Raw genomic sequence first — 16,011 nt, 5'->3', positions numbered from 1 at the left:
CGTGGGCGCCGGTTCCCGGGTCAGTGCGCCGGGACGCGGTCCAGGAAGCCCAGCACCGTGCGCAGCCGGTCCCCGCCGTCGGTGACCGCGACGTCGAACCCGGCGATCGGCGCCTCCTGCTCCCCGGCCGGGCCGAGCTCCCACGCGAACCGGCCCTGGTCGTGGTGCGCGTCGACCGGCCCGGCCAGCCGGAACACGAAGCCGGGGAACTGCGCCTGGACCGCGCCGATCGTGGCGGCGATCGCGTCCCGGCCCTCGGCCACGCCCAGCGGGTCCACGTACCGGGCGTCGTCGGTGTAGAGCTCCTCGACCGCGGCACGCCGCGCCGCCGGATCGGTCTCGTTCCACACGGTGATGTAGCGCTGCGCCAGCTCCTGGAAGGTGGTCATCTGCTGCTGCTCCCTGTCTCGGATGGGGACTGCGGGCCCGGCCGGGGTGCGGCCGGCGAGGACGAGCCTGGACGCGGGCGGGTGGGTGCGTCGATTACCTGTCGGGTAGTCGTGCGGGGCGCGCGGCTGTCCTACCGTCCTGGCCGTGACGTCCGCAGCCACGCCGGTCCGTGGCCCCCGACCGGGTCGCCGGGGGGCCTCCGCCGGCGAGCTGCTGCGCGGGTGGCGGCAGCTGCGTCGGCGCAGCCAGCTCGACCTCGCGCTGGAGACCGGGGTGTCCGCCCGCCACCTGAGCTTCGTGGAGACGGGGCGGGCCGCTGCGAGCCCGGGCCTGCTGCTGGCGCTGGCCGAGCAGCTGGACGTGCCCCTGCGCGAGCGGAACGCGCTCATGCTGGCTGCCGGTTACGCCCCTGCCTTCACCGAGGTGGACCTGGACGGGGAAGAGGCCAGACCCGCCCGGGACTCCCTCGCGCAGCTGCTCGCCGGGCACGAGCCGTGTCCTGCCGTGGTGCTGGACCGCTGGGGCGACGTGGCGCTGGCCAACCGGTCGGTGGGCCTGCTGCTGCACGGGGTGGCGCCCGCTCTCGTGCGGGCGCCGCTCAACGTCTACCGGCTGGGCCTGCACCCGGACGGGCTGGCGTCCCGGGTCCGCGACCGGGAGGCCTGGGTCGCGCACCTCGGACACCGGCTGGCCCGGCTGACCCGGCTCACCGGGGACCCGCGGCTGGCCGACCTGCTCGCCGAGGTCCGCGGCTACCCCGGCGTGGCGGCGGCGCTGGACCAGCGGCACGAACCGGCCTCCCGGGAGCTGCTGATGACCGTGCACCTGGACTCGCCGGCCGGCGAACTGCGCTTCCACACCACGGTCACCAGCTTCGGCAGCCCCCGGGACGTCACCCTGTCCGAGCTCGCGGTGGAGTCCTTCTTCCCGGCCGACCAGGCCACCCGGGACGTCCTGCACCGGCAGGCCGTTGACGCAGGGACGGGAGCGACGCACGCAGGGTGACCGCATGCCGGTGGCGGGGCGGTCGGACGCGCCGACATGGCCGAACCACCGGCGGAGGTCCCCGGCGCCGTCGGACCGGCGACCTAGCGTCGTCGGCGAGGTGATCGACAGATGAGCGACGAACGAGACGGCACGACCGGCTTCGTGGACCGGGACGCCCCGTCGACCGGCCCGTCGACCGGACCCGAGCAGGCAGGGGCGACGGCGGTCCCCGACCCCCGGACCGAGGGACGTCCGGCCACCCCGCCGGCCGGCCAGGACGCGGCTGCCCCCAACCCGGCCGACCCGGGTCCGGCCGGGCGGCTGTCCGGCCCGCAGACGTCGGTGCTGCCGGCGCCGCCCGCCCGGGCGGCGGCCCCGGCCGACGGGCCGGTCCAGCAGGGCTCGCCACCTCTGGCGCCGCCGTCGACCGCTGCCGGCCCCGAGGGCGTTCCCGCGGCCACGTCCGGCGAGCCGGGCACCGACGCCGCGCCCGGTGGGCACCCGACGGTGCCGGTGCGGGTCCGTCCCCGGCCGCGGGTGCCCAGCCGGGAGCAGATGATCCGGATGGGCCCCTGGGCGCCGGTCGCCGGCGCGGCCGTCGGCCTGCTGCTCGGGATCGTGGTGGTCGTCCTGCTGGCCCCGGCGGTGTCCGACTTCGCCGAGCGGCTGTCGCTGGTGTTCGTCGTGCTGGGGATGACCCTGCTGGGGGCCGGCGGCACGCTGCTGGCCGACGAGGTACGGCTGCTGCGCCGGGGCACCGCGGCGGCGGAGGCCCGGTCCTCCAGCGCCGGGGTGATCGCCGGGCTGCTCAACGGGCTCACCCCGGCCCGGCTGCTGATCACGGCCAGCGCCTTCGTGCTGCTGCTCAGCGCGTACGTGACCACGCGGGGCTGACCCCGGGCACCGCCGCCCGGCGGCGGCGTACCGCCTCCGGGCGGCGGGGCGCCGGCCGGGTCGGCGGGGTCCGGCCACCCGGCCCCCACGCCGCCGCGGCGCCGTCCACCGATCGCTGGTCAGCGGTACTCGGCGGCTTCGACCATCTCGATGACGCGTGCCGAGGGCGCTCCGATCTTCGCCGGGGACTTGTCCGGCGAGGGCCACACCTCCTCGCGCAGCACCGTGAGGAAGCGTTCGGCCTCCGGAACGGTGGAGAAGTCGATCTCCAGGCTCACCCGGTGCTCGTCGTCCGCGGCCCGGTAGATGCGGTGCCGCCGGGCGCCATGGCGCTCACGGCCGCCTGCGTCCTTGCCGAAGGCCGTGCGCCACAGGTCGTAGTCCTTCACCTCGAGGTCGATCCGCAAGGTCGCCATGAGGTCCCACCCCTTTGGGTACTCGACGGGTGTAGTCAATACCTCGCTACTGTAGCCATATGGGGTCCCCGGTCAAGAGCCGTCGATACGTCTCACCGCGTCGCGAGGCGCAGGCGGCGGAGACCAGACGGGCCGTCCTCGACGCCGCCCGTCGGCTGTTCGAGGACGGCGGCTACGCCGGGACGGCGGTGCCCTCCGTCGCCGCGGCCGCCGGCGTCGCGGTCAAGACGGTGTACCTCGCGTTCGAGACGAAAGCGGGCCTGTTGCGGGCCGTCTGGGAGGCCCGTCTCGGGGGCGAGGAGGAAGCGACCCCCGTCCTCGAGCGCAGGTGGATGCGGGAGCTCACCGACCAGGCCGACCCGGCGGGCAAGCTGCAGCTGCTCGCCGCGCAGTCCCGCCGGGTGAAGACGGCCACCGGTCCGCTGCTCGAGGTCATCCGTACCGCCGCGGCCACCGACGCCGAGATCGCCACGCTCTGGCAGGACATCGAGGCCAAGCTGCTGCGGGTCCAGCGCGCGGTGGTCGACCAGCTCGCCGCTGCAGGCGCGCTGCGGCCGCCCCTCCAGCGGGAGGAGGCGGCGGACGTCCTCTGGACACTCAACCACCCCAGCGTCTGGCACCTCCTCGTGCGGGGACGACGGTGGTCGGACGCCCGCTACGAGCGATGGCTCTACGAGGCCGCGTGCCTGCAACTGCTCGGGACCTCGCCGCCTCGATGACGGCCGCCGGCGGGCTCAGCTGGGTCGGCCGGCTCCAGCCGACCCCGCTCGGCGTGCAGTACCCGTGCCTGAGCTCCGCGGTGCCCGGGTTCCTCGGCCGGCCGGCGATGACGCTCGGGGAGGTGCTGCGTCCGCAGGCGTGTTCAGGTGCCGGCCGCGGGTAGACGACGCCCGTGCGCCTGCCCGGTCCCTCGGACCTCCTCGACCTGCCCTGGACGCTCGCCGACTCCGTCCGCACCCTCGGCGCGGCCCTGCCGCGCGCCGAGAAGCTGCTGCCGCTGGCCGACGACGTCCTCCGTCGCACCCGAGCCCTGCTAGACGGCGCCGGACCCGCGGTGACCCGGGCGGCCGCCGCCGCGCCCGAGGTCGTCGAGACGGCGACCGGGGTGCTGCAGCGTGCCGCCGCCGTCCTGACCCCCGAGCGGGTCGCCACCGTGGGGGCGCTGGTCGACCGGCTCGGTGCCGCACTGGCTCCGGACCGGGTCGAGGCGGTGACCCGCGCGGTGGACACGCTGCGGTCGCGGGCCGACGTCGTCCCGCGGGCCCTCGACGCGCTCGACGGGCTGCTGTCCTCGGGCCGGCTGGAAGCGCTGGGTCACGGGGTCGACCGGCTGCTGTCGGCCGACCTGCTGTCCCGGCTGGACCGGGCGCTGGACCTGGTGACCGACGAGCGCGCGCAGCGGGCGCTGGACCTCCTGGCGGACGAGCGCGCGGAACGGGCCCTCGACCTGGCCGCGGACGACCGGGTCGGGCAGGCCCTCCACCTGGCCGCCGACCCGCGGGTCGGCCGGCTCCTGGACCTGGTCTCGGACGACCGGATCGGGCAGGCGCTCGACGTGGTGACCGACGACCGGGTCGACCGGACCCTGGGGATCCTCACCGGCGACCGGGTGCAACAGGCTCTCGACCTGGCGGCCGACCAGCGGGTCCGCGCGCTGCTCGAGCTGGCGGCCGACGAGCGGACCGGCCGGTTGCTCGGCCGGCTGGACGCCCTGCTCGCCGACGACCGCGTCCCGCGCGTCGTGGACCGCGCCGAGGAGCTGCTCGGCCGCGCGGAGGTGGCAGCGGCCCTGGACGTGCTCGCCCGGCTCGACCGCGAGCTGACCGACGACGCGGCCCGCGCCCTGGCCACGCTGCTCGACCGCCTGCCCGCGCTGCTCAGCGAGGACCGGACCGCCGCCCTGGCCGCCCTCGCCGACCAGATCCCGCGACTGCTCCGCGGGCTGGAGGCCGGGCACCTGCCGAACACCGCCGACCTGGGACGGGTGCCCGCGGACCTGCACGCGATCCTCGAACTGATCGACGACCTGCACCGGGTGGCGTCCGGGGTCCCCGGAGCGGAGCGGGCGCGCGACCGCGGAGAGGACCCGCACCCGCAGGTGGAGGACCCGCAGCCGGAGATGGAGGACCCGCGGCCGGAGATGGAGGACCCGCGGCCGGAGGTCGAGGACCCGCGGCCGGAGGTGGAGGACCCGCGGCCGGAGGTGGAGGACCCGCGGCCGGAGGTGGAGGACCCGCGGCCGGTGGCCTGAGCCGCCGTCCCTGGCTTCTCCGTCCGGTCGGTCGCGGCGGAGGCGTCAGCGGGGACGATCCCGACGTCCTGATCACGACCGGCCGGGGCACGGTCGCCGGCGAGGTCAGCGGAAGGCGTCGATGCCCAGGTGCAGGGCGAGTCCGAGGCCGGCGACGGCGATCGCCCGGCGCAGCGCCGTCTGCGGCACCCGGCGCACCACCGTCGGCCCGATCCGGCCGCCGACGAAGAAGCCCAGCGCGAGCGGCAGCACCGCCACCCAGGCCACGTCGGCGAACACCGCGAACCCCAGCGCGGCCACCGCGTTCGCCACCCCCAGCACCACGTTCTTCAGCGCGTTGCCGCGCGGCATGCCCTCACCGGTGACCAGCAGGAACATGGCGAGCATCAGCACGCCGGCCGCGGCACCGAAGTAGCCGCCGTAGATGGACACCGCGCAGGTGCCCAGCAGCAGCCACCGGGAGTCGCCGTGCGGGTGGACCGCCTGCTCGGCCGCGCCCTCGGCGGCCGGCTCGCAGGGCGGTCGCTGCACCAGGATCGCCGCGGACGCCGCGGCGATCAGGAACGGCACCAGCCGCTCGAAGGCGGCCGACGGGGTGAGCATCAGCAGCACCGCGCCCATCACGCCTCCGACGAGCCCGGCCACGGACAGCCGCACCAGCCGGCGGCGCTGACCGGCCAGTTCCGGCCGCGAGGCGGTGACCGACCCGACGCCGTTGAGCACCAGCGCGACGGTGTTCGTGACGTTCGCGGTCAGCGGCGGCATCCCGGTGGCCAGCAGCGCCGGGTAGCTGATCAACGAGGCGAGGCCGGCGACGCTGCCGATCAGTCCGCCGCCCATCCCGGCCACCACCAGGAGCGCGAAGTCCAGCACGCTCATCGGCTCAGCAGCACCCCGATGGCCACCAGCCCGAGGACCACGATCGCCCCCCGCAGCAGCGGTGCGGGCAGCCGCCGTCCCAGGGTGGAACCCAGGAACCCGCCCACCACGGAGCCCGCGGCCACCAGCCCGGCGGCCCGCCAGTCGATCCGGTCCGTGGCCACCACCACGTAGGTCAGCCCGGCCACGGCGTTCACGCCGAAGGTGAGCACGTTCTTGATGGCGTTGAGCCGCTGCAGCGACTCACGCAGCAGCAGCCCGAAGACGCCGATCTGCAGCACGCCCTGGCTGGCGGCGAAGTAGCCGCCGTAGGTGCCGGTGACGTACGCCCCGGCGAACAGTGCGGCGAGCCGGCCGGGGCCGATGTGCTGCTCGGCCGGTTCGGCCACGCCGTTGCGGGCCCGGCGGCGGGCCAGCGCCCGCTGCAGCAGCGGCTGGGTGGCGACCAGGACGACGGCCAGCGCGACCAGCGCCGGCACGATCGCCTCGAACGCCGCGGCGGGCAGGTGGAGCAGCAGGAACGCCCCGGTCAGCGCGCCGAGCACCGAGGCGGGGAAGAGCCGGACCAGCAGCGCTCGCTGGCCGCGCAGCTCCCGTCGGTACCCGATGGCGCTGGTCAGGCTGCCCGGCACCAGCCCCAGGGAGTTGGTGACCGTCGCGGTGACCGGCGGCAGCCCGACGGCCAGCAGCACCGGGAAGGTGACCAGCGTGCCGGAGCCGACGACGGCGTTGATGGAGCCGGCCGCGAGCCCGGCGGCGGCGACCGCGAGCATCTCCCAGACCGTCATGCGCGCATCGCGGCGAGGGTGCCACAGGCACCGACCGTGACCTGCGCCGTGTCGGAGGAACCCGTCGGGGGCGTCCTGGAGCGCGGGCGGTCACGGCGTCATCGGCCCGGACGGCCGGCCCTCGTCGCGTCGGAGCTCCCCGGCGGTCGATCAGCGACCGGTCCACGTCTCTGCGGATGGATGGTCTCGCCCCGGGCCAGCATCGCCACGTACTGCTCGATGCGGCGGGACCGTGTCTCGGCGCGCACCGCGGTGGTGACCCGGTGCAGCACCGCGAACCGGTTCTGACTGGTCAGGGCGTCGAACATGGCGCGCGCCGCCGGCTCGGCCGCCAGCGCCGCCGCCAGGTCGTCGGGGACCTCGATGGTGGCCGGGCCGGCGTAGGCGGCGTCCCAGCGGCCGTCGCGGCGTGCCCGGTCCACCTCGGCCAGGCCCGCCGGGGCCATGCGTCCCTCGTCGGTCAGGCGGGCCACGATGCCCACGTTGCGCTCGGACCAGAGGCTGCGGGCCCGGCGGGGAGTGAAGCGCTGCAGGAACGTGGCCTCGTCGCGACGGCGGAGCGAACCGTCGATCCAGCCGAAGCACAGTGCCTCGTCGAGCGCCTGGTCGTAGGTCAGGCTGGTCGGCTCCGTGGTGCCCTTCTTGGCCAGGACCAGCCAGACAGCCGCTCCGTCGTCGTCATGGTGGTCCTCCAGCCATGTTCGCCACGCGACGGCGTCCACGACGATGAGCTCCGGCAACTCGGTTCCCATGGCCGGGCAGGCTGCCACACCCGGACGCCGGCCAACGCGCTCCCGCCTCGTTCAGTCCCGTCGGCCGGCGTCCACCATGCGCAGCACGACGGTGCCCTCCTCGTCGGAGGCCTCCAGGTCGACCTCGACGTCGAAGCCCCAGTCGTGGTCGCCGGCCGGGTCGTCCAGGATCTGCCGCACCCGCCAGACGCCGGGCTGCCTGTCGACGATGAGCAGGGCCGGACCGCGGGCGTCGGCGCCGGTGCCCACCTCGTCGTGCTCGGCGAAGTAGGCCTGCACCACCTCGCCCCAGCGGTCGGCGTCCCAGCCCGCGGCGGAGTCCAGCTCACCCAGGTCGTACCAGCGGCGCCGCGCCCACAGCTCCACCCGGCGGAACAGCGCGTTGCGCACCATCGCGGTGAACGCCCGCTCGTTGCCGGTCAGCGGCCGCGGCCGGGCCGGCACGGACACCGGCGCGTCCAGTGGCTGGTCCGGGCTGGTCAGCTGCTCCCACTCGTCGAGCAGGCTGGAGTCGACCTGGCGGACCAGCTCGCCGAGCCACTCGACGATGTCGGTGACCTCCTCGGTCCGCGCGTCCGCCGGCACACCGGACCGCAGCGCCTTGAACGCGTCGGAGAGGTAGCGCAGCACCGCGCCCTCCGACCGGGTCAGCGAGTAGGTGTTGACCAGCTCCCGGAAGGTCATCGCCCGCTCCCACATGTCCCGGACGACGGACTTGGGGGAGAGCTCGGCGTCGGCGACCCACGGGTTGGAGGCGCGGTAGGTGTCGTAGGCGTACCCCAGCAGCTCGGCCAGCGGCTTGGGGTAGGTGATCTCCTCGAGCAGCTCCATCCGCTCGTCGTACTCGATGCCCTCGGCCTTCATCTGCGCCACGGCCTCGCCCTTGGCCTTGTTCAACTGGGCGGCCAGGATCTGCCGCGGGTCGTCCAGGGTCGCCTCGATCACCGACACCACGTCCAGGGCGTAGGTGTCCGAGTCGGGGTCCAGCAGGCCGATCGCGGCCAGCGCGAACGTCGACAGCGGCTGGTTGAGCGCGAAGTCCGGCGGCAGGTCGACGGTCAGCCGGTAGCGCCGTCCGTCCGCCGCCGGCTCGGGGAGCCGCTCGATGACGCCGGCCTGGAGGAGTCCGCGGGCGATGCCGATCGCCTCCCGGATGTGCCGGCGCTGCCGGGCCCGCGGCTCGTGGTTGTCGGTGAGCAGCCGGCGCATCGCGGGGAACGGGTCGCCGGGGCGGGCCAGGACGTTGAGCAGCATGCCGGTGGACACCCGGAAGTGGCTGGACAGCGGCTCGGGGTCGGCGTTGATCAGCCGCTGCTGGGTGGACTCGCTCCACGGCACCATGCCCTCGGGTGCCTTGCGGCGGACCAGCTTGCGGCGCTTCTTCGGGTCGTCGGCGACCTTGGCGAACTGCTTGAGGTTCTCCACCTCGTGCTCGGGGGCCTGCACGACCACGGTGCCGGCGGTGTCGTAGCCGGCCCGCCCGGCGCGGCCGGCGATCTGGTGGAACTCGCGGGCGTTGAGCAGCCGGGTGCGGGTGCCGTCGTACTTGGACAGCGCGGAGAACACCACCGTGCGGATCGGCACGTTGATCCCGACGCCGAGCGTGTCGGTGCCGCAGATGACCTTGAGCAGCCCGGCCTGGGCCAGCTGCTCGACCAGCCGCCGGTACTTGGGCAGCATCCCGGCGTGGTGCACGCCGATGCCGTGCCGGACCAGCCGGGACAGCGTCGTCCCGAAGGCGGAGGAGAACCGGAACCCGCCGATCAGATCGGCGATCGCGGCCTTCTCCTCCTTGGTGCTCACGTTCACGCTCATCAGCGCCTGCGCCCGCTCCAGCGCCGAGGCCTGGGTGAAGTGGACGACGTAGACCGGCGCCTGCCGGGTGTCCAGCAGCTCCTGGATGGTCTCGTGCATCGGCGTCGTCGCGTAGTAGTGGTGCAGCGGCACCGGCCGCTCGGCGTTGGCGACCAGCGCGGTGGGCCGGCCGGTGCGCCGGGTGAGGTCCTCCCGCAGCGCGGTCGTGTCGCCGAGGGTGGCGCTCATCAGCAGGAACTGGGACTTGGGCAGCTCCAGCAACGGCACCTGCCAGGCCCAGCCGCGGTCCGGGTCGCCGTAGAAGTGGAACTCGTCCATGACGACCAGGCCGATGTCGGCGTCCGGGCCCTCGCGCAGCGCGATGTTGGCCAGCACCTCAGCGGTACAGGCGATGATCGGGGCGTCGGCGTTGACGCTCGCGTCGCCGGTGAGCATGCCGACGTTGGCCGCGCCGAACACCCCGCACAGGGCGAAGAACTTCTCGCTGACCAGCGCCTTGATCGGCGCGGTGTAGAAGCTGACCCGGTCCGCGGCCAGCGCGGCGTACTGCGCGCCGGTCGCCACCAGGGACTTCCCCGAGCCGGTGGGCGTCGCGAGGACGACGTTGGCCCCGCTGACCAGCTCGATCAGCGCCTCCTCCTGCGCCGGGTACAGCACCGTCCCGGCGTCCTCCGCCCACCGGGCGAAGCGGGCGAAGACCGCGTCCGGGTCGTCGCCCAGGGCGAAGACGGCGGACAGGTCGTCGGGGTCCTCGATCAGCGGGGGGACGCCGCCGGCGGGCAGCGCGGTGGCGGGGGAGTCGGCCGGGGTCGCGTCGGTGCCGGCGGGGGAGAGCGTCATCGTGGGTGACAGCGTGCCCGATGCCGTGGACGTTCCCGCGCCACCGGTCGGGTTGACCCGCTCCGCGCCGGGTAGCGGGATCCCGACACGGCACCGCCCCGGACGACCCGGGTGCCCGGCCGACGGCGTGAGCAGAGCGCCGGCGGCGTGCCGCGCTCCACTCACCACCGCAGGAGGACCCCATGGCCGAACCCCGTCCCGAGTCGCAGCCCGCCCAGTCCCAGGACGTCCCCGGCACCCTCGGGCAAATGGACCCCAAGCCCGACCACGGTGAGGAGAGCTACCGGGGGTCGGGCCGGCTGGAGGGCAAGAAGGCCGTCATCACCGGCGGCGACAGCGGCATCGGCCGCGCGGTCGCGATCGCCTTCGCCCGCGAGGGTGCCGACGTCCTCATCTCCTACCTCAACGAGCACGAGGACGCCCAGGACACCGCGAAGTACGTCGAGCAGGCCGGCCGGAAGTGCGTGCTGGTGGCCGGGGACCTCTCCGACCGGGCGCACGCCAAGACGATCATCCCGAAGGCCGTCGAGGAGTTCGGCCGGGTCGACGTCCTGGTCAACAACGCTGCGTTCCAGATGACCCACGAGACGCTGGCCGAGGTCTCCGACGAGGAGTGGGACCACACCGTGGCGACCAACCTCACCGCGATGTTCGTGCTCTGCAAGGACGCGATCCCGCACATGCCGCCGGGCGGGTCGATCATCAACTCCTCGTCGGTGAACTCCGACATGCCCAGCCCGCAGCTGGCGCCCTACGCGATGACCAAGGCCGGGATCGCCAACTTCAGCGCGAGCCTGGCGCAGATGTACGCCGACAAGGGCATCCGGGCCAACAGCGTCGCGCCCGGCCCGGTCTGGACGCCGCTGATCCCGGCGACCATGCCGGAGGAGAAGGTGGAGAGCTTCGGCTCGCAGGTGCCGATGAACCGGGCGGGGCAGCCGGCCGAGCTTGCGCCGGTGTACGTGCTGCTGGCCAGCGACGAGGCCAGCTACGTCTCCGGTGCCCGGGTGGCGGTCACCGGCGGCAACCCGATCCTCTGAAGGACCCCCCTGCCCCCCGCCACTCGCAGGCTCGTGGCGGGCCCCTGCAGGGGGGCCGAGCCCCGGGGCGCGGCGACGCGCCCCGGGGCCCTGCGCGGTGCTACCGGGCGGTCACCTGATTGGACCGCCGGGACTCCGGCCCGGCGCCGACCGGGCTGACGGCCTGCACGGTGAACCGGTGGTTCCCGGCGGGCAGCGTCATCGTCAGCCCCCGCGCGCCGGCCGGCTGGACGGCCGAGGTCGTCGTCCCGACCACCACGCCGCGGCCGTCCAGGCGCAGCGCCCGCACCACGTAGCCGCTGATCGGCGACCCGTTGCCGTCAGCCGCGGTCCAGGCGACCCGGGCCGTCGTCGGTCCGCCCGGGGTGCCGGACAGGGCGACGACGGTGGCCGGGGCACCCGGCAGGCGGCGGGTGGTCACCACGGCCGACGCCGCCGAGTACGGCGAGGCACCCGCGACGTTCACCGCCCGGACGCGGAACGTGTAGCTCGTCCCGTCGGCCAGACCCGGGACCACGACGCTCCGCAGGCCCGGGGCGATGCCGCCGACCTGCGTCACCTCGGCGCCGTTCCTCAGCACCTGGACCCGGTACTCGGTGACCGGCGACCCGCCGGTGCTGGCCGGCGCCGACCACCGGACGGTGGCCGACCGGATGCCCGCGGCCACGGCGCCGATGCCCGGTGCCGACGGCGCGACCACGGGGACCGCCGGTGTCACCGGGGCCGAGGGCGCCGACCACTCGCCCCAGCCGACGGCGTTGACCGCCTGCACCCGGAACGTGTAGCTCTCGCCGTTGGTCAGCCCACGGACGACGACGCTGGTCGCACTCGGGTCGAGGGCGAGCATCCCGTCCACCTGGCCGCCGGCGAGGACCTCCACGAGGTAGCCGGTGACCGGCGAGCCGCCGTCCTCGGCAGGCGGGGTGAACGCCACCGTCGCCTGCCCGTTGCCGGCGACCACCGAGGTGATCCCCGGGGCGCCGGGCGCGGTCACCAGGAACGTCGCCGCCGCCACGTCGCCGTCCGCGAAGCGCAGCTGCTCGACGTTGCGGACCGTGTCGACGCCGTCCACGCCCGTGCCGCCCAGGTGGGCCACGGTGAGGACGCCGTCCGCGGCGCTGATGTCGTACTCGAACAGCGACCCGGTGAACACCGCCGTGTCGACCGACGCCCCGCCGTCCGGGACCTCGATGGTCCGCCGGACGGTGATGGTGCCCGGGTCCAGCCGGCCCGCGAACACGTCGGCCCGCAGCTGGGCCAGCCCGTCGACCGGGGCCCGGCCCGGGGCCTCCAGCCGGACGTCGAGCCACGCGTCGCCGTCGATGACGTCGTCGCCGCCGCGGCCCTCGATCAGGTCGCTGCCCTGCCCGCCGAGCAGGATGTTGCCGGCGGTGAAGGACGTCGCCCCGGCCGGGAGCAGCGCCGCCAGCCCGCCGATGCGGGCGATGCCGGCCGCGTCCAGCCCGTTGCCGTCGGCCAGGTCCGCGGCGACCGCGTCGTCCCCGCGCAGGACGTCGTCCAGCCGCCAGCCGGACAGCCCCTCCACCAGGTCGTACCGGTCGCGCAGCCCGTCGACGGCTGGGGGCACCAGGCCGGTGAGGTCCAGGTCGGCGTCGGCCCGCTGCGGGTCGTTCTTGTGGGTCACCCAGTCGAAGCCGAGCATGCCCTCGTTCCGCTCGACGCCGGGCCCGGCGACCATGACGTCGTCGCCGCCCTCGGCGTCGAAGTCGTCGGCGCCGCCGTTGCCGATGAGCACGTCGTGCCCGGGGGTGTTCGGGTCGTCCTGGAAGGGCGCGCCGTTGTCGCCCTGCAGCAGGTCGGCCTGGCCGCCGCCCTCCAGCCAGTCGTCGCCGTCGTCACCGAAGACGGTGTCGCTGGAGTCGCCGGCGAAGACGATGTCGTTCCCCGGCCCGCCGAAGGTCTCGGTGGGGTCCGAACCGCCGACGATGACGTCGTTGCCCAGCCCGCCCTGGTTCAGGTCGAACCCGGGACCGGAGGCCAGAGCGTCGTTGCCGGGCCCGCCCTTGAGGACGTCGTCCCCGAAGGCGTCGGTCAGCACGTCCTGGCCCGAGCCGCCGACGAACTGGTCGTTGCCGGCACCGCCCTCCAGCCGGTCGTCGAGCTCGTTGCCGCGCAGCGTGTCGTCGCCCTCGCCGGCCCGCACCCGGTCGGCCCGGGGGGTGCCGACGAACAGCACGTGCAGCTCCCCGCTGTACCGGATCGTCCCGTCGGTCATCCGGGTCAGCAGGGTCCGCTCGTCGTAGGCCGTGGCCGGGTCGTCGACGACCGGGCCGGTGGCCGGCTGCGCGGACAGGTCGAACGTCAGGTCGGGCCGGGAGAAGACGTCGGCCGGCAGGTTCGCGGCGTCGGTGGTGCGGGAGATCATCTCGGCGAAGGAGTTGCCCTCCAGCTGCACCAGCAGGTTCAGCCCGGCCGTGCGGGCCAGGTAGTAGAACCGGTCGCCGTCCTGCAGGTCCTCCATCTCGGTCTCGAAGACGAAGTTGAAGGTGGAGCCCAGCAGCCCGCCGAATGGTGCCTGCCGCTCGGCGAGGCCACCCAGCCACAGGTCGACGTCGTCCAGGCCGGTGGTGGTCCGCCCGGCGGCGTCGGCGTACGCGCCGGTGCCGTTCAGGAAGTCGACGGCGTCGGCCGGGGTGGCCGGGTCGAGCGGGTCGCCGGCGACCAGCAGCGCGGCGGCCGCCCGCTTGGCGGCCACGGTGGTCGCCGCGGTGACCGTCGGGTGGGTGCCGTAGGCGGCGACGAAGTTGACCAGCGACTCGGGGTGCCGCAGGCCCAGGCCGAAGTCGATCCAGTTCGCGTACGGGGCCAGCGCCGGGTTGCCGTTGGTCTGCGCGGAGAACTGCCGGCGGGCCTCGTTGAGCGGGGGAACGCCGGTCTCCCGGGCCCGGGCGATGTTCAGCGTGGCCAGGTCCAGCGGCAGGCCGAGCAGGTTGCTGCGCAGCGCCTCGGTGACGAACTCGTCGATCTCGTTGCCGACCTGGTCGGTCATGCCGCGGACGATGTCGCCGCTGGCCTGCTCGGGGGTGCGGCCGCCGGCGGCGTAGGCCGGCGGGTTGAGGAAGGCGTCCAGCAGCGGGATGTCCCGGTTCTCCCCGGTCGGGGTCCGCCGGGCGACGGTCTCGTTGAGCATCGAGTGCCCGAACCGGTAGACGGCGTGGGCGAACTCGGCGGAGATGGCCGGGTCGATGCTGGTGTCGTAGCCGGAGAAGACGTTGACCATCGGCTGCACCTTGCGGGCGAACTCCTCGAACGCCAGGTGCTGGTACTCCATCTCGGCGACGAAGCGGGCCGCCTGGAAGAGCCGCTCGCCGTGGCTCCAGTCGTCGGCCTCCGGGGCGGCCGGGTCCCACAGCGCCCGCAGGGCGGGGTCGGCGGCGATCATCGCGTCGATGTCCACCGCGAGGCGGTTGTGCTCGGCGTGGAACACCTGGTGGATCGCGGAGAGCCCGATGTTCTCGTTGATCCGTCCGTCACCGGCGACGAAGTGGGCGTCGAGCATCTCGTCGTCGTAGGTGGCCGGGGACCGGTCGTCGGTGGTGCCGGCGTCGGCGTCGGGGGTCAGCAGCCGGTTCGGGGTGGCCGGGTTGCGGTCGTGGTCGCCGAGCGGCCCGGCGTGGTGCGCGATGTCGTCCAGGAAGGCGTGCCCGGTGCGCAGGGCCCCGGTGGTCGGCACCGGCGCGGCCGGGTCGCCCTCGACCAGGCGCCGGCCGTTCGGCGCGGCCGGGTCGGCCACCACGAGCTGCGGGTGGCCGTTGGGGCCGGGGACGAACCGGCCGTAGGGGTCGGCGGCCAGCAGCGGGACGTCGACGACGTCGGCGTCGGTCAGCGCGATGCCCAGCAGGGTCCGCGACTGCTCCTTGGTGGCCGCCCAGGTGGCCAGCCCGTCACCGGGGCCGGTGAGCATCCGGCCGGTGGGCCCGGGGACGTCGGCACCGGTGGTGGCGTACTCCCGCAGGAACACCTGGTGGGAGGGGTGCGAGGTGTAGGTCTGGCTCTGGTCGACGAACGGCGTGGTCTGGTTGGTGGCGTCGTGCACGTCGTCCGCGGTGCCCAGGACGCCGTCGGGACCGGGGGAGTTGGTGGCGCGGGTGAGCACCATGAAGTTCGAGCGGCCGCCCGGCACGTACAGCGGGTCGTCGGCCTGCAGCGGCACGAACACGGTGCCCCCGCTCTTGGTGGTCAGGTCCAGGCCGTGGTCGAAGAACTGCCCGAAGAGCGTGAACAGCGAGTTGTAGGGGGCGGACAGGCCCACGTCGGGGGCGGTGTTGGGGATCGGCAGGCTGCCCGACACCGGGTCGGCCACAGCGCCCTCCCCGGCGGCCGCCACGGCGGCCGGGTTGTCCGCGGTCTGGTCGACGACGAGGTTGCTGGCGATCCGCGGGCCGGAGTCGTAGACGAAGCCGCTGGTCTGCGCGTAGCTGGACGACCGGGCCGGCGGGAAGCCGACCGGGGCGCCCTGCGCGGTCCGGAACTCGGCGTCCGCCCGCCGCGGGAAGACCCCGTCGGCAGCGCCGAACGCGGCGTTGCCCGGCGTGAGGTTGTTGCACGTGCCGTCCACGGTCCGCAGACCCCACGGCAGCTCGGCGCCCTGCGGCCCCTGGTCCGGGATCTGGTGCGGCCCGGTGCCCAAGAGGGTCCCGCACGGGTCCTCGGGGGTGAGGGTGGTGACGTGCGCCTCGGCGATCTGGATCTGCTCGAGGATGAACCGGAGGTCCGAGCTGTTCAGCGTGAAGCCCTGCCCGTCGGCGGCGGCGGCCGGCGAGGCGAGGGTGGCCGGCAGCACGCCGGCGAGGAGCAGGCCGGCGACGGCTCCGGCGACCGGCCGACGGCCTCCGGACGAGCGGCGTGCGGGACGTGCTGACGATCGGGACATGGCGTCTTCCCCCTCGGCGCCGCGCCTCGGATGGCCGGCTCGCCCTAGGAGGTGTAAGGCCAGTC

13 protein-coding genes are annotated in these 16,011 nt (G+C 74.7%); 6 read left to right on the top strand and 7 right to left on the bottom strand.

What is annotated here, in order from left to right; genetic code table 11:
* Positions 1 to 20: 20 nt before the first annotated feature.
* The gene (locus ACWIX6_RS13525) at positions 21 to 389 is read right to left on the bottom strand and encodes a nuclear transport factor 2 family protein (RefSeq protein WP_448612948.1); all 369 of its coding nucleotides are present in this window, start codon (positions 387 to 389) and stop codon (positions 21 to 23) included.
* Between the two features lie 145 nt (positions 390 to 534).
* On the opposite strand from ACWIX6_RS13525, the gene ACWIX6_RS13520 reads away from it, so the two are divergent.
* Positions 535 to 1,395 (top strand): helix-turn-helix domain-containing protein, encoded by an 861-nt coding sequence (locus ACWIX6_RS13520; protein WP_448612947.1) that lies wholly within the window; start codon positions 535 to 537, stop codon positions 1,393 to 1,395.
* A gap of 111 nt (positions 1,396 to 1,506) precedes the next feature.
* A complete protein-coding gene (locus tag ACWIX6_RS13515; protein ID WP_448612946.1) occupies positions 1,507 to 2,271 on the top strand; it encodes a hypothetical protein in 765 nt (254 codons plus the stop codon).
* A 119-nt stretch (positions 2,272 to 2,390) separates the two neighbouring features.
* Here the strand turns inward: ACWIX6_RS13515 and ACWIX6_RS13510 are convergent, their stop codons facing one another.
* Positions 2,391 to 2,687: a hypothetical protein gene (locus ACWIX6_RS13510; RefSeq protein WP_448612945.1), complete on the bottom strand. Its 297-nt coding sequence runs from the start codon at positions 2,685 to 2,687 to the stop codon at positions 2,391 to 2,393.
* A gap of 59 nt (positions 2,688 to 2,746) precedes the next feature.
* On the opposite strand from ACWIX6_RS13510, the gene ACWIX6_RS13505 reads away from it, so the two are divergent.
* The 3 genes from ACWIX6_RS13505 to ACWIX6_RS13495 are packed head-to-tail and all read left to right on the top strand — an operon-like array spanning position 2,747 to position 4,938.
* Positions 2,747 to 3,406: a TetR/AcrR family transcriptional regulator gene (locus ACWIX6_RS13505; protein WP_448612944.1), complete on the top strand. Its 660-nt coding sequence runs from the start codon at positions 2,747 to 2,749 to the stop codon at positions 3,404 to 3,406.
* Complete coding sequence (locus ACWIX6_RS13500; RefSeq protein ID WP_448612943.1) at positions 3,370 to 3,570, top strand: hypothetical protein; 201 nt, start codon at positions 3,370 to 3,372, stop codon at positions 3,568 to 3,570. Before ACWIX6_RS13505 ends, ACWIX6_RS13500 begins: the two co-directional genes overlap by 37 nt.
* Before the next feature lie 9 nt (positions 3,571 to 3,579).
* Positions 3,580 to 4,938, top strand: coding sequence for a hypothetical protein (locus tag ACWIX6_RS13495; protein ID WP_448612942.1), 1,359 nt, complete (start codon positions 3,580 to 3,582; stop codon positions 4,936 to 4,938).
* A gap of 105 nt (positions 4,939 to 5,043) precedes the next feature.
* Here the strand turns inward: ACWIX6_RS13495 and ACWIX6_RS13490 are convergent, their stop codons facing one another.
* From ACWIX6_RS13490 to ACWIX6_RS13475, 4 genes are all read right to left on the bottom strand, one after another.
* A complete protein-coding gene (locus tag ACWIX6_RS13490; protein ID WP_448612941.1) occupies positions 5,044 to 5,817 on the bottom strand; it encodes a sulfite exporter TauE/SafE family protein in 774 nt (257 codons plus the stop codon).
* A complete protein-coding gene (locus ACWIX6_RS13485; RefSeq protein ID WP_448612940.1) occupies positions 5,814 to 6,605 on the bottom strand; it encodes a sulfite exporter TauE/SafE family protein in 792 nt (263 codons plus the stop codon). Before ACWIX6_RS13485 ends, ACWIX6_RS13490 begins: the two co-directional genes overlap by 4 nt.
* A 98-nt stretch (positions 6,606 to 6,703) precedes the next feature.
* Complete coding sequence (locus ACWIX6_RS13480; RefSeq protein WP_448612939.1) at positions 6,704 to 7,357, bottom strand: YdeI/OmpD-associated family protein; 654 nt, start codon at positions 7,355 to 7,357, stop codon at positions 6,704 to 6,706.
* Between the two features lie 51 nt (positions 7,358 to 7,408).
* Entirely contained in the window at positions 7,409 to 10,012 is a 2,604-nt protein-coding gene (locus ACWIX6_RS13475; RefSeq protein WP_448612938.1) for a DEAD/DEAH box helicase, read from the bottom strand.
* Positions 10,013 to 10,194: 182 nt separating this feature from the next.
* On the opposite strand from ACWIX6_RS13475, the gene ACWIX6_RS13470 reads away from it, so the two are divergent.
* The gene (locus tag ACWIX6_RS13470; RefSeq protein ID WP_448612937.1) at positions 10,195 to 11,052 is read left to right on the top strand and encodes an SDR family oxidoreductase; all 858 of its coding nucleotides are present in this window, start codon (positions 10,195 to 10,197) and stop codon (positions 11,050 to 11,052) included.
* A gap of 100 nt (positions 11,053 to 11,152) precedes the next feature.
* On the opposite strand, the gene ACWIX6_RS13465 is transcribed toward ACWIX6_RS13470, so the two are convergent.
* On the bottom strand, positions 11,153 to 15,946 hold the full coding sequence (locus ACWIX6_RS13465) for a peroxidase family protein (RefSeq protein ID WP_448612936.1): 4,794 nt from the start codon (positions 15,944 to 15,946) through the stop codon (positions 11,153 to 11,155).
* Positions 15,947 to 16,011: the final 65 nt, after the last annotated feature.

The sequence above is a fragment of the Modestobacter sp. URMC 112 genome (genome assembly GCF_053502575.1).
Note: the sequence above shows the minus strand (reverse complement) of the source record. Positions and strands in the feature narration are given on the sequence as shown.